The 12,022-nt window shown below is 58.7% G+C and carries 13 protein-coding genes; 4 read left to right on the top strand and 9 right to left on the bottom strand.

Features of this window, described 5'->3' with window-relative positions; translation table 11 throughout:
• Positions 1–43: 43 nt before the first annotated feature.
• Positions 44–583 (bottom strand): helix-turn-helix domain-containing protein, encoded by a 540-nt coding sequence (locus ACNAZS_RS15355; RefSeq protein ID WP_415790779.1) that lies wholly within the window; start codon positions 581–583, stop codon positions 44–46.
• 100 nt (positions 584–683) lie between these two features.
• Between ACNAZS_RS15355 and ACNAZS_RS15350 the strand changes: the two genes are divergently transcribed.
• Genes ACNAZS_RS15350 through ACNAZS_RS15340 form a run of 3 tightly spaced genes read left to right on the top strand, consistent with a single transcriptional unit; the run spans position 684 to position 3,154 of the window.
• Complete coding sequence (locus ACNAZS_RS15350; protein WP_415790777.1) at positions 684–1,673, top strand: Bug family tripartite tricarboxylate transporter substrate binding protein; 990 nt, start codon at positions 684–686, stop codon at positions 1,671–1,673.
• Positions 1,674–1,687: 14 nt separating this feature from the next.
• Positions 1,688–2,341 carry a glutathione S-transferase family protein gene (locus ACNAZS_RS15345; RefSeq protein ID WP_415790775.1) on the top strand — a complete coding sequence of 218 codons (654 nt, stop codon included), beginning with the start codon at positions 1,688–1,690 and terminating at the stop codon, positions 2,339–2,341.
• A 9-nt stretch (positions 2,342–2,350) separates the two neighbouring features.
• Positions 2,351–3,154 carry an aldolase gene (locus ACNAZS_RS15340; RefSeq protein WP_415790774.1) on the top strand — a complete coding sequence of 268 codons (804 nt, stop codon included), beginning with the start codon at positions 2,351–2,353 and terminating at the stop codon, positions 3,152–3,154.
• Between the two features lie 33 nt (positions 3,155–3,187).
• On the opposite strand, the gene ACNAZS_RS15335 is transcribed toward ACNAZS_RS15340, so the two are convergent.
• From ACNAZS_RS15335 to ACNAZS_RS15315, 5 genes are all read right to left on the bottom strand, one after another.
• Positions 3,188–4,162 carry a Bug family tripartite tricarboxylate transporter substrate binding protein gene (locus ACNAZS_RS15335; RefSeq protein ID WP_415790772.1) on the bottom strand — a complete coding sequence of 325 codons (975 nt, stop codon included), beginning with the start codon at positions 4,160–4,162 and terminating at the stop codon, positions 3,188–3,190.
• A 23-nt stretch (positions 4,163–4,185) separates the two neighbouring features.
• Complete coding sequence (locus ACNAZS_RS15330; protein ID WP_415790770.1) at positions 4,186–4,956, bottom strand: enoyl-CoA hydratase/isomerase family protein; 771 nt, start codon at positions 4,954–4,956, stop codon at positions 4,186–4,188.
• Complete coding sequence (locus ACNAZS_RS15325) at positions 4,953–6,158, bottom strand: CaiB/BaiF CoA transferase family protein (protein ID WP_415790768.1); 1,206 nt, start codon at positions 6,156–6,158, stop codon at positions 4,953–4,955. The genes ACNAZS_RS15330 and ACNAZS_RS15325 overlap by 4 nt, the downstream gene beginning before the upstream one ends.
• 237 nt (positions 6,159–6,395) lie before the next feature.
• The gene (locus ACNAZS_RS15320; protein WP_415790766.1) at positions 6,396–7,313 is read right to left on the bottom strand and encodes a LysR family transcriptional regulator; all 918 of its coding nucleotides are present in this window, start codon (positions 7,311–7,313) and stop codon (positions 6,396–6,398) included.
• An 82-nt stretch (positions 7,314–7,395) separates the two neighbouring features.
• Positions 7,396–8,385: a quinone oxidoreductase family protein gene (locus tag ACNAZS_RS15315; RefSeq protein WP_415790764.1), complete on the bottom strand. Its 990-nt coding sequence runs from the start codon at positions 8,383–8,385 to the stop codon at positions 7,396–7,398.
• An 88-nt stretch (positions 8,386–8,473) separates the two neighbouring features.
• Between ACNAZS_RS15315 and ACNAZS_RS15310 the strand changes: the two genes are divergently transcribed.
• A complete protein-coding gene (locus tag ACNAZS_RS15310; protein ID WP_415790762.1) occupies positions 8,474–9,211 on the top strand; it encodes a GntR family transcriptional regulator in 738 nt (245 codons plus the stop codon).
• Between the two features lie 44 nt (positions 9,212–9,255).
• Here ACNAZS_RS15310 and ACNAZS_RS15305 read toward each other — a convergent pair whose 3' ends face one another.
• The 3 genes from ACNAZS_RS15305 to ACNAZS_RS15295 are packed head-to-tail and all read right to left on the bottom strand — an operon-like array spanning position 9,256 to position 11,965.
• Positions 9,256–10,227 (bottom strand): Bug family tripartite tricarboxylate transporter substrate binding protein, encoded by a 972-nt coding sequence (locus tag ACNAZS_RS15305; RefSeq protein ID WP_415790760.1) that lies wholly within the window; start codon positions 10,225–10,227, stop codon positions 9,256–9,258.
• A gap of 50 nt (positions 10,228–10,277) precedes the next feature.
• A complete protein-coding gene (locus ACNAZS_RS15300; RefSeq protein ID WP_415790758.1) occupies positions 10,278–11,141 on the bottom strand; it encodes an amidohydrolase family protein in 864 nt (287 codons plus the stop codon).
• A 35-nt stretch (positions 11,142–11,176) separates the two neighbouring features.
• Positions 11,177–11,965: a class II aldolase/adducin family protein gene (locus tag ACNAZS_RS15295; RefSeq protein WP_415790756.1), complete on the bottom strand. Its 789-nt coding sequence runs from the start codon at positions 11,963–11,965 to the stop codon at positions 11,177–11,179.
• Positions 11,966–12,022 lie beyond the last annotated feature (57 nt).

Raw genomic sequence — 12,022 nt, 5'->3', positions numbered from 1 at the left:
TCCATCAGCCCGGCTCGATCAGATCCAGCACGACGCCATGCACTCAGTCCGCCGCCACATCATCCTCGGCGATCACCAGCAGAACCGAGGCGGGCCGCGTGCCGATCGAGGTGATCTTGTGTGGAATGCTGGAGTTGAAATGCGCACTGTCGCCAGCGCGTAGAGTTTCGTTGCGCCGGGCAAGCTGCAAATTGACACTCCCCTTGAGCACGAACAGGATTTCTTCCCCCTTGTGGTGACTCATGGGATGGTTGCGGACCGGTTCGCTCGTAGGGGTCATCACGAACGCGACCATCTTGTGTCCCGGCAAGGTACCTGAGACGAGGCGCGGCATGTGGCCGGTGCTTCGATTACCGGGCGGCGCACGATTGATCACAATGGGATCGCCGTCGTGCGACTCGGAGAACAACTCCTCCACTTTGACGTCCAGGGCTTTCGCAATCCGCAATGCGGCGCCGATCGAGGGCGTGGAAACACCGCGTTCCAGCTTAGACACGTAGCTACGTGTGAGGTCTGCTTGCTGGGCAAGCTCCTCCAGCGTCAACCCCGCCTGCACACGCAACAATTTCAGTTTTACAGCCATTGCTTCCCTTTAGGACACTTGTGTCCTAGAATAAACTTGTTTCCTAACTCGAATCAAAACCTGAATGGGCTGCCACCCGTTCTTCACGTGGAGATCTGCTATGTCTTTGAGAGGACGCGTCCGCGCATTTTTCGCTATTGCTCTATGTAGCATCACCGCCGCCGCCCCGCAAATGGCATTGTCCGCTGATGCCGACTATCCGAACAAACCGATTCGCTTGATCATCCCCTTCGGGGCGGGCGGCATCACTGACGTAGCTGGGCGATTAATTGGACAGTATCTGGGCGAAGCACTTTCCCAGCAGATTATCGTGGAAAATCGGCCAGGCGCTGGCGGCTCCATTGCGGCCCAGACCCTGGTAAGTGCAAAGCCAGACGGCTACACGCTATTGCTGGGAACCGTCGGCACGCAAGTCGTCAACAAGATGCTTTATCGAAAGCTCAGCTACGATCCGGCGGTAATGACGCCTGTGTCGCTGGTCAGTAATTCTCCTTATGTCCTGGCGATCAACGGCATCGAAGGCGTCGAAGACCTCCAGGGGCTGGCCGCCTATGCCAAGCAGCATCCAGGAAAATTGAACTTTGGGTCAGCAGGCAATGGTAGTTCTCCTCACCTTGGCATGGAACTATTCAAGCTCTCTACCCAGACTGACATTGTTCACATCCCGTTCAAGAGCGGTGCCGAAGCCGTGAATGCGGCGGTCGGCGGCCAGGTAAATATTGTGATTGACGCATTACCCGTCATCAAGCCTCAAGCCCAGGCGCAACGTCTGAAAATGCTTGCCATCGCGGCACAGACGCGCAGCCCCGCCGCCCCGGATCTGAAAACCAGCACGGAACAAGGTCTGCCAAAATTTCAGATAGGCTCATGGAATGCGCTGGTCGCCCCGCCCGACACTCCCACCGCCTATATCGACGTGCTGAACAAGGCGCTGGCCCAGGCCATGGCTCGGCCCGAACTGCTGTCCCGACTGGCCGAGATGGGGATTCAGCCGCTGCCAACCGGTGTCGCGGCCTACCAGCAACATATCGCCAGCGAAAGCGAAAAATGGGGCCAGGTCATCCAGGCCGCAGGAACCCAACTCGATTGATTTTCGGTGCCAACATGTTGAAACTGTACGATACCCTGCGCTCGGGCAATGCTTGGAAGGTACGGCTGCTGGCCAGCCTGCTGGGCATTCCCCTGGAACGCCAAACACTGTCGATTGATCGCGGCGACTTGAAGCAACCTGAATTTTTGCGAATCGCGCCGATGGGCCATGTCCCGGTGTTGCAGTTGCCCGATGGCAATCATCTTGCCGAATCGCTGGCCATTCTTCATTACCTCGCCCAAGGCAGTGACTGGTGGCCGCAAGACACCTTGGCACAGGCGCAGGTATTAAGCTGGATGTCATTTGAACAAGATCGACACATGAAGCCGCTGGCGCAACTACGGCTGCACCTGGCGCTGCACGGGCATGGCAACCCTGACAGTGAACCCTTTGTCGGCCATGCCGCGGCGGCCCGGGCAGCACTACAGGTGCTGGACTCGCAGTTGGAGCGCCAGGGCGCGCGGGGATGGGTGGCAACGCTCGCCAAGCCCAGCATCGCGGACGTTGCGCTATATCCCTATACGCGCATGGCGCCCATGGGAGGCATCGGCTTGCAGCCCTATCCCGCTATCCGTGCCTGGCTCGAACGCATCGAGTCCTTGCCTGGATATCAATCACTTTTCCCGGGACAACCGGAACGTAATCTATCTACCGCTGAACTCGCGTGAGGCCCAGTCATGACTCAACCTGATACTTTTCAACTCGACAAAGCCACTCTGGTGTCGCAATCCACCAGCCAAATGGACCGCCAATTCCAGGACAGCGCCTACTCATTGCGCCAAAAGCTGGCGCTGACCTGCCGAATTCTGTTCGATAACGGCCACGATTCCGGATTGGCCGGCCAAATCACCAGCCGCACCGATACACCGGGGCAATTTCTGACGCAGCGGCTGGGTATGGGATTTGATGAAATATCCGAAGACAACCTGCTGCTGGTGGACGAGGACCTGAACGTCGTGGCGGGATCTGGCATACCCAATCCCGCCAACCGGTTCCACTCCTGGGTCTACCGTGCTCGGCCAGACGTGAATTGCATTATTCACACGCATGCCGCTCACACCGCGGCCCTGGGTATGCTCGAGCAGCCGCTCGTCGTCTCGCACATGGACAACTGCGTCCTCTACGACGATGTCGCTTTCGTGGCCAAATGGCCCGGCATCCCGGTCGGCAACGAAGAGGGGGAATTCATCGCCAGCGCACTAGGCAAGAAACGCGCGCTGATGCTGTCGCACCACGGCCTGTTGATCGCCGGCTCCACAGTTGAAGAAGCCTGCGTACTCGCCATTGCCTTCGAGCGGGCCGCGAAAATGCAACTACTGGCAATGGGGGCCGGGGAAATTCAGCCTATCGACCCGGTACTCGGTTCTGAAGCGCATGACTGGGTGCTCCGACCCAAGCGCAATACGATCGCGTTCGAATACTATGCTCGCCGTTCGCTCAAGAATCCGAAGAACGATGATTGTCTTACGCAGAAAGCGTAACGGCTAGCATACAGGGGCCAACGTCCATTGCGGCTAGTTCGGCCCCTGTACGCCTGCCGCCTCTGCTCGATCCACTACGAATTTCCCGTTATCTATGGCCCAACGCTCGAATTCGCCAGAGGATTTCATCGGGGACACTTCATTGCCCGCCGCCAAGAGCTTGGCTTGGACCTTTGGATTATCCAGGGATTCCGACACAGCCTCGAACAGCTTCTCCTGCACGTCTTTGGGGAGATTTCCCGGGCCGAAAAGACCATACCAAAAGCTGAATTCATAGCCTGGTATTCCAGTATCGGAGATCGTTGGCAGTTCGGGGGCAACAGGACTTTTTTGCTTGGTGGAGACACCCAGCATCCGCACAGCGCCCGCCGTGCCGAGCGGAAGCACCGATGCAGCTGTGCCAAACGAGAAGTCGACCTGCGCCGCCGCCACTGCCTGCAGCGCAGGCGCACCGCCTTTATACGGGATGTGGGTAACCTTGACCCCCGTCGCTTTCTCGAAGATCAGCCCGCTCATGTGTGGTGAACCACCGATACCGGACGACGAGTAATTCAGCTCTCCTGGACGAGCCTTCGCATAGGCAGCCAGCTCCGCAGCGGACTTGATAGGTAACTTTGGGTTGACCGCCAGTATCAGCGGCGAGATGGTCAATCGGTTGATGGGAGTAAAGTCTGTTCCCTTGTATTTCACCTTATAAAGATACTGATCAATACCGAATAAGGTACCGGATGCGAGCCCCAGCGTGTAGCCATCGGCTGGCGCATTCGCCAGCAGGTTCGACGCCAGCGTGCTTCCGGCGCCAGGCTTGTTTTGCACAATGATCGGCTGACCCAGCCTCGGGCCCAGATCGTCGGCCAGGATTCGCGCTATCAAATCTGCCGCTCCCGCGGGGCTATAGCCCACGAGCAGTTCAATAGGCCGATTGGGATACCCTTCGGCAAAAGCGCTGACCGCACCCGAGCTGGCACATACACAGGCGGTCAACAGAGCAAGTGTTCTACGGTTCATCTTTGTTTCCTTAAAGAGAAAACTCAACGGCCGACAAAGTTGGGGGCTCGCTTTTCTTGCCAGGCCGCGCGGCCCTCTTGCAAGTCTGCAGATGCGGCGGCCGCGGCAATATCGCGCTGTAGATCGGCCATATCGACGGTGCCACGAGCGATACGATTCAGGTGCTTCTTCATGGCCAGCAGCGGCAGTGGCGCCATCCCGGCAATCATTGCAGTGAGTTGCTCATCCGTCGCAGTCAACTCGTCCGCTGTCCCCAGATGGGTCAGGTAGCCGATGCGGAACATTTCAACGGCATCGATGTGCTCGGCCGTCAGAAAAAGCCGCAGCGCCGCGTTGATCCCCAAGCGAGCCACATACCGCTCCATACCACTCACGTAGTAGTGCAGCCCTAGACGCGCGGCGGGCATAAACATGTTCGTTGCCGGCGTGCCAATGCGGAAATCACACGCCAACGCCATATCCGTCGCGCCACCATACACACCACCATGAACCAGTGCAATCGTGACAGGTCGTGCGGCCTCTAGCGCATCGACGGTGCTCTCGAAACTGACGGCCCGGCCCGCGCCGATGCGACTGATGTCATAACCGCTGCAGAAATACTTCCCAGACGATTTCAGCTTCAAAACCAGAACCTCTGGCATGGCATTGACCGTCTCGATGTGGTCATAGATCGCGGCCAGATCATCGGGGCCAAGGCGATTGGCCTGCTCCGGGCGCTGTAGCGTGATGGTAGCCACCCGCTCCTGCACGCTGAGTTCTGGAATGGTCCCGGGCTTGTTTGCTGTCGAACTCATGCCACCACCTCCTCAGCCTTCATCCTATCGATCTCGTCATCGCCGTATCCCAGTTCGCGCAGCAGCTCAGCACTGTGCTCCCCAGGATCCGGACCCGCATATTGAAAATGCTCCGGATGCGGAAACGCCGATAGATTGATCGGCGAACGCACCAACTCCATATCGCCCATCACCGCGTGGCGGGCCGTCCGCGTCATGCGCAGATGCCGGGTCTGAGGATCCTCAAAGGCCTGTCCTATGTCATAGACCGGACCACAAGGTACGCCGACCGGGTTCAGGCGAGCGACCAGTTCCTCGACAGTAAAACCAGAGGTCAGCGTATTGATTTCGGCGTTCAACTGATGCCTATTTTCAAAGCGCGCAGTGCGGTCAAGGTATTCCCGCCTTTGCATCATGTGTGGCGCACCTAGCGCCTGGCAAAGGTTTTGCCACATGCGTTCTGTGCTGGCTGATAGATTCACCATGCCGTTGTTCGCGTCATAGGTCCCCATCGGCGCCAACGTGGGATGAAAATTGCCTTCTTGCACCGCCACTTCGCCCCGAGCGGTGTAGCGCGCCGCCTGGAAATCGAGCTTGTTCAGCATAGACTCCAGCAGCGAGGTGTGCACCCATTGGCCTCGCCCCGTATTCGTCCGGTGCAGCAGCGCCAGCAAAATACCTTGACCCAAGAACATTCCGGCAGAGGTATCCGAGATAGCGATGCCCACACGTGTTGGCTTGGTGCCTGGTTCGCCGGTCACCGACATCAGACCGCTCATGCCCTGCATGATCTGATCCACGCCAGGCCGTTCGCTATAGGGGCCACTCTGCCCAAACCCCGAAATACTGGCCAGGATAATGTCCGGCTTGACCTGACACAGTTGCTCGTAATCAAGCCCCAGGCGTCGTTTGACGACCGACCGAAAATTTTCCACCACCACATCGGATTGCATGACCAGTCGGCGTAGTACCTCGGCACCCGTCGGGGTCTTGAGATCCACGCATAGACTGCGCTTGTTGCGGTGCATGTTTTGCTCGTCGGGCGCGCGCCGCTTTCCCGTGACTGATCCTCGATCTTTCTTGGGAGGAGGCTCAATGCGAATGACGCGTGCTCCCCAATCTGAAAGCAATCGCACCGCGACGGGACCCGCTCTCGCGATAGACAGATCGAGAACGGTGTAGCGAGAAAGCGGTGCGGGTGGCGTATCGACGGTGCAAGCCATGCTACTCCTTGGAAGCAGGTTATAGGACACATGCGTTCAAAATCAGCTGTTCAGGCAGCCGTAGCCTTAACCCTTGACCGAGGCTACGCTCGAAATTGTCTCCAATCAGATATATTTATTTAAACAACTGATATTTTATGTAGATGCAGCACTACCTCGAACGCGAGGCATTTTATGCTGACGTGAGCAAGTGTAGTAGCGCGTCAGTCATATAGGAAATTGATTGTTTTGATCTACTTATAAATTTTCCGACCGTTGCCCGTTGCTGGAAACCAGTCGTGCCTTCAGTAGAAAGATGAAGCGTTGAGCCGCTATCGAAAGCGCCCGACAGCGTAGTGAGGCTGCATAGATTCGTCGTTCGACGACAGGCTCCATCAACCTTGAGGCGCGCAACGTTTGGGTCTGATGCAACTCGAGGGCATAGTGCGGTACCACGCAAACGCCCCTCATCGCGTGGGTCATCGAGACAACAGTCAGCCAGTGATGAGAACGCATCAGCGGTTGTAAACGCGTTTGGCATACCGACCACAACGTATCTTCCACCAACCGCCCGACGCTGCTCTCGCTAGCCATGCTGATAGGCCGGTGCTTGGCGAGTTCGGCCCATGTCATCTCGCCCGCCAGTCCCAGTGAGGGATGAGACAACGCAATCAGAGCATCGTCAAACAATGGTTCCAAAGCGATGTCTGGAGCCTTGCTGTCGAACGTTCCGATGGCTATCTCGATATCCCGTAACGACAACAGAGACAACAATTTTGTTGTCGATGCGTCTTCGAGGCGCAAGTCGATCTCGGGATAGTCGTCGTGAAATTGCGCAATCAGATCCGGGATCAGTATGCTGCCCAAGAGGGGCGTCACACCGATCGACAACTGCCCTCTTTCCAGCCGACCGACCGCCTGAACGTTGTGCACGGTCGCATCAAGCTCGTCGAGCAGCCGCCCGACGGTCTCAGAAAACTCCGTGCCAACCTCAGTCAGAGTGACCGTCTTGGTACTGCGATCAAAAAGGCGTACGCCCAGCAGCTTTTCGGCCTCTCGAATCGTAATGCTGAGGTTCGATTGCGTCGTGTTCAGCCGAGCCGCTGCAATCGTGAAGCTCTGAGCACCTGCCAATGTCTTGATCGCGGACAGTTGCTTGATCGTGAGCTTCGTCATCAGCGCACCCAGTCAACGATCAACCGACTATTCCAAACCATCCTCCAAGCTCCTATGCGGGCCATCTCGCGCTCTGCTGGGCTCAGGGCACCAGAATGCAGGCACCCGTCGTGCGGCGCCCTTCCAGCGCCTCGTGTGCGGCCCTCGTCTCGGCTAGCGCGAAACGCTGACTCACTTCGGGTGTGATCGCGCCACTGCGCACCGCGGCGGCAAAGGTGGCCACCGAGCCATGTAGCTCGTCGGTGCTAGCAATAAAACTCTTGAGCGTTGGACGGCAGACGGACAACGACTTGGCGTGCAAGCGTTGCAAGTCCACCCCTTCGACATCGCCAGACGCCGTGCCATAGCTGATCACTACGCCGCGCGTGGCCATGCAATCCAACGTCGGAAAAAATACGTCGCGGCCCACAGCGTCGTAGGCGACGTGCACGCCCGCAGCCCCGGTGATATCCAACACCTGCTGCGCGAAGTCGTCCTGTCGATAGTCAATGACATGGTGGCAACCATGGGACAGTGCCGCCGCGCGCTTGGCCTCGGATCCCACGGTGCCGATAACCTCGGCGCCCAGCGCACGTGCCCAGGCCGAAAGGATTTGTCCCATTCCCCCTGCAGCGGCATGTACCAGCACTCTGTGGCCGCGTTGCACGGCAAACAGGCGGTGCAATAGGTATTCGGCCGTCATGCCGCGCAGCAACGTGGCAGCCGCGGTCTCCAGAGTCAACCCCTCGGGCAGCGGCACCAAGCGTGCGGCAGGTACCAACCGTGCCTGCGCATAAGCACCGGGGTGCACATAGGCCACCGGCTGGCCTACGGAAAAACCCTGCACTTGCGGCCCTAACGACTCAACCACGCCCGCGCCCTGCGAGCCCAGAATGATCGGAAAAGGCTGCGCGGCATGCGGCCCGTGCGATCCACGCCGCTGATACACGTCGGCGAAATTCAGGCCGATGGCCTGTTGCACGATGCGCACCTCTCCGGGCCCGGGATCGGGAACCTCGATTTCGCCGTAATCCAGCACCTCGGGACCACCATGACGATGAATGAGAACGGCCGATGTGCGCAAAGCTGCCATATTCAGTACCCGAAAGTAAGGATGAAACGAATGAGTGTTTGTACGCCGTCAGTTGAATATTAATACCTAGAATTGATATATTAACGCGATGGATCTGGACCTGTCTCGCGAACCCTCCGCGCCTGCCTCGAGCAGTATGCAAGACCGAATACGCCTCTCGCTCGAGAAAGAAATACTCTCCGGCAAGCGGCCGCCGGGCAGCGCAATCGACGAAAAGGCACTCGCCGCCCGCTTTCAGGCCTCGCGCACTCCTGTACGCGAAGCACTGCTGGTGCTGGCCACTCAGGGATTGATCAGTATCGTGCCGCGCTCCGGTATCTTCGTACGGCGCGCCACCGCGGGCGAACTCATCGCGACGCTGGAAACGCTGTGCGAACTAGAGGCGGCCCTGGCGCGTTTGGCCGCCCGTCGAGCCACGCCCACACAGCACCGGGAACTGAAGGCCGCACTAGCCAAAGCCTCTGACCGCGCCGTCGCCGCCGATCGCCCCGGCTATCAGAAAGCCAACGCCGTCTTGCACGAAGCCATCTACCGCGCCAGCGGCAATAGCGTGTTGGTGGAACATGTGCGTAACGTGCGCCGCGCGTTGGCCGCCTACCGGCAGCGCGGCTTTGACCAGCCAGGCCGACTGGCAGCGTCCAATGCCGAACACCGCGAGATCGTCGCGGCAATCTGCGCCGGCAACCAGACCCGCGTGGATGAGGCGATGCGCCGGCACATCAACGTGGGCGGCGACGCCATGACCGCGCTGGTCATGGCGGCGGAGGCTGGAGCAGTCGCCTCGACATCCGGCGGCGCCCGTCGGCAAAAAAAGCCCGCCTATTGAAAGTATGAAGGCGTATCGTCACCGCAACGACAATACGCCTTTCCTTACGAACCGGCAGGACGCTGCGCAATACCGCTATATTTCTTCGCCGCCTGCTCCAGATAGCTCCCGAATGCTTCGGGACTATCGCTGACTTTCACTTCGATCCCCTGCCCGCTTAATTGGTCGCGAAGCGCGGGCTGCGACAGCACTTTGGCGATGGCCTTGTGCAACTGCGCCACGATAGGCTCAGGCGTTCCAGCCGGTGCCAGAATGGCATTGAAAGTCACATCCTCGTAGCCCGGTAGACCCGACTCCGCCACCGTGGGTACGTCCGGCAGCGACACCGCGCGGGTGGAAGTCGTCACGGCAAGAGCACGCAACTTGTTCGCCTTGATATAGGGGCCAGACGTACTGACCTGATCGAAAATCATCATCACCTGCCCGCCGACCACATCGGTCAGTGCCTGGGCATTCCCTTTGTAGGAAACGCTCAGCATCTTGATACCCGCTTGCCGGCTGAACAACTCTGCCGCGATGTAACCCGTAGAACCCACCCCGGACGATCCAAACGAGACCTCGCCAGGATGAGCGCGAGCATACTCAATCAGCGCCTTGACCGTATGCTGCGGCACCGAAGGATTCGCCACCAGCACCATGGGGATCTGGCATGTCTGCGTCACGGGCGCAAAATCTTTCAATGGATCATAGCCAGCATTCGGCACAAAGGCAGGCGCCGATACAAAGGTATTCGCCACCGCCAGCAGCGTGTATCCGTCGGGGTTGGCCTTCGCCACGTCACGCGTTCCGATCAGCCCGCTCGCGCCGGGCTTGTTCTCGACGATGACGGACTGCCCCAACTCTTCAGCGAGCCCTTTTGCAATCAGTCGCGACACCATATCTACCGTTCCGCCTGCGGCCAAAGGCACCACGATGCGAATCGATTTCTCTGGATAAGCCGCGGTGGCCTGCAATGGACCCACGGCACAAGCTGTACCCACAACCAAGGCTCCCAACACGCGTAGACGCATGATCATGATTTTCTCTCCTTGATGTTATAGATTTTTAATACGACGCCTATCGATGATCAGAAGCCATACAACCGCTCAGGGTTATCCGTCATGATCTTGCGCACGCGTTCTGGCGTTTCTGCCCACTCCAGGCAACGAGACAGCGCACGACGATTGTCTTCCTGACGAAAAGGCGTAATGCCATCAACGGATAGCGGGCCGCCTGCGGCCGAACCGGGATGCGGCCAATCTGTTCCCCACAGCACGCGATCAGGATTTGCATCAATGAGTGCACGAGCCAGCGGCGTCACGTCGGCATAATCCGGCTCGCGCGAGATGCGATAGGGAGCCGACAATTTCACGTACACATGGCCAGCGGCCACGGCGTCGAGCAAGCGATCCATGCCAGACTGAGCCGGGCCCAGACTCGCCTGCGCCCGGCCAAAGTGATCAACGACCAGCGCGGTGGGCAATTCGGACAAGCTATCGGCCAGCGCGGCGAAGGTAGCCAGGTTGGTAAAGGTTTGCACGTGCCAGCCCAGCGGCGCCACACGCTCTGCCGCCTGCCGCAGCTTTCGTCGCGCCACCGCCGGGTCGTGTTCACCCGCTGTTTCCAGATTGACACGCACGCCCCGTACACCGGCACGGTGCATGTCAGCCAACGCGGCATCGCTGATCGTGTCATCGATCACGGCCACGCCTCTGCCGGCATCACCCAATTCAGCTAACGCGTCCAGCAAGCAGCTATTGTCGGCGCCGTAGGGGCTCGGTTGCACGATGACGGTACGACTGATGCCCAATTCGCGGTGCCGCGAGACCAACTCCGTCAAGCTTGCATCCGCAGGGGTATAGGTGCGCGCAGGATCGAAGGCATACTGCCGTGCAGGGCCAAACACATGCACATGGCAGTCGCACGCGCCTGCCGGGATATCTAAAGGCATAAGCATCGTCTCTGGAAAGTCGTTAATGCAGGTTATCAACGGGTATATGGCGGATAGCCACCCGGCTCGGCATCCAGCAGACGCAACATGGCGTGCCATTCCAGCTCGCCATACGGTCGGCGTGTACCCGGCTGGTACAGATGAGCAGAGCGCTCCAGCACCCGCTCATCAGGCAACCGGACCTGATCGATGCCGGCCGCCATCGCGTCTACCTGTGTGCGGCAGGCCATTTCAAGTTGGTACATCAGGTTGAAAGCCTGCGCGATCGATGCACCGCACACCAGCAGTCCGTGATTGCGCAAAATCATGGCATTGTGTGTGCCTAGATCCGCGACCAGGCGCTCCTGTTCGGCCAAGTCGACGGCAGGCCCCTCGAACTCGTGATAGGCAATGTGACCATGAAAGCGCGAAGCGGTTTGCGTGATCGGCAGCAGCCCCTCGCGCATGGCCGACACCGCCATGCCCGCGCGCGTGTGCGTATGGATGACACAATGCACGTCTGGGCGGGCTCGGTGAATGCAGCCATGAATGACATAACCCGATTTATTGATGCCGTAGTCGGTGTCTGGCTTGCGGCAGACATTGCCGTCATAGTCGATATCGACCAGGCTGGATGCCGTGATTTCTTTGTACAACAGACCGTACAAGTTGATCAGCAGATGGTTGGGCTTGCCCGGAATCTGGGCGGTGATGTGGTTGTAGATCATGTCCGTCATGCCATAGCGGTCCATGAGCCGATAGCATGCCGCCAAGTCTTTGCGCGCCTGCCATTCGGCTTCGTCCACGTGGCTCTGCAACGATGGAAACTGAGTGCTGTATCGCATATTCACCTGCATACTCCTCGTCAGGCATAATTAAAAAAACAATCCATGAAACAACCT

Origin of the sequence: Bordetella tumulicola (genome assembly GCF_965138755.1) — a bacterium.
GTDB lineage: Bacteria > Pseudomonadota > Gammaproteobacteria > Burkholderiales > Burkholderiaceae_B > Bordetella_A > Bordetella_A tumulicola.
The sequence above is the reverse complement of the archived record's forward strand: the minus strand, read 5'-3'. Positions and strand labels throughout refer to the sequence as shown.

Excerpts from the sequence above, each read along its gene's own strand:
- ACNAZS_RS15355 (WP_415790779.1), bottom strand. The coding sequence starts at position 583 with ATGGCTGTAAAACTGAAATTGTTGCGTGTGCAGGCGGGGTTGACGCTG.
- ACNAZS_RS15350 (WP_415790777.1), top strand. The coding sequence starts at position 684 with ATGTCTTTGAGAGGACGCGTCCGCGCATTTTTCGCTATTGCTCTATGT.
- ACNAZS_RS15345 (WP_415790775.1), top strand. The coding sequence starts at position 1,688 with ATGTTGAAACTGTACGATACCCTGCGCTCGGGCAATGCTTGGAAGGTA.
- ACNAZS_RS15340 (WP_415790774.1), top strand. The coding sequence starts at position 2,351 with ATGACTCAACCTGATACTTTTCAACTCGACAAAGCCACTCTGGTGTCG.
- ACNAZS_RS15335 (WP_415790772.1), bottom strand. The coding sequence starts at position 4,162 with ATGAACCGTAGAACACTTGCTCTGTTGACCGCCTGTGTATGTGCCAGC.
- ACNAZS_RS15330 (WP_415790770.1), bottom strand. The coding sequence starts at position 4,956 with ATGAGTTCGACAGCAAACAAGCCCGGGACCATTCCAGAACTCAGCGTG.
- ACNAZS_RS15325 (WP_415790768.1), bottom strand. The coding sequence starts at position 6,158 with ATGGCTTGCACCGTCGATACGCCACCCGCACCGCTTTCTCGCTACACC.
- ACNAZS_RS15320 (WP_415790766.1), bottom strand. The coding sequence starts at position 7,313 with ATGACGAAGCTCACGATCAAGCAACTGTCCGCGATCAAGACATTGGCA.
- ACNAZS_RS15315 (WP_415790764.1), bottom strand. The coding sequence starts at position 8,385 with ATGGCAGCTTTGCGCACATCGGCCGTTCTCATTCATCGTCATGGTGGT.
- ACNAZS_RS15310 (WP_415790762.1), top strand. The coding sequence starts at position 8,474 with ATGGATCTGGACCTGTCTCGCGAACCCTCCGCGCCTGCCTCGAGCAGT.
- ACNAZS_RS15305 (WP_415790760.1), bottom strand. The coding sequence starts at position 10,227 with ATGATCATGCGTCTACGCGTGTTGGGAGCCTTGGTTGTGGGTACAGCT.
- ACNAZS_RS15300 (WP_415790758.1), bottom strand. The coding sequence starts at position 11,141 with ATGCCTTTAGATATCCCGGCAGGCGCGTGCGACTGCCATGTGCATGTG.
- ACNAZS_RS15295 (WP_415790756.1), bottom strand. The coding sequence starts at position 11,965 with ATGCGATACAGCACTCAGTTTCCATCGTTGCAGAGCCACGTGGACGAA.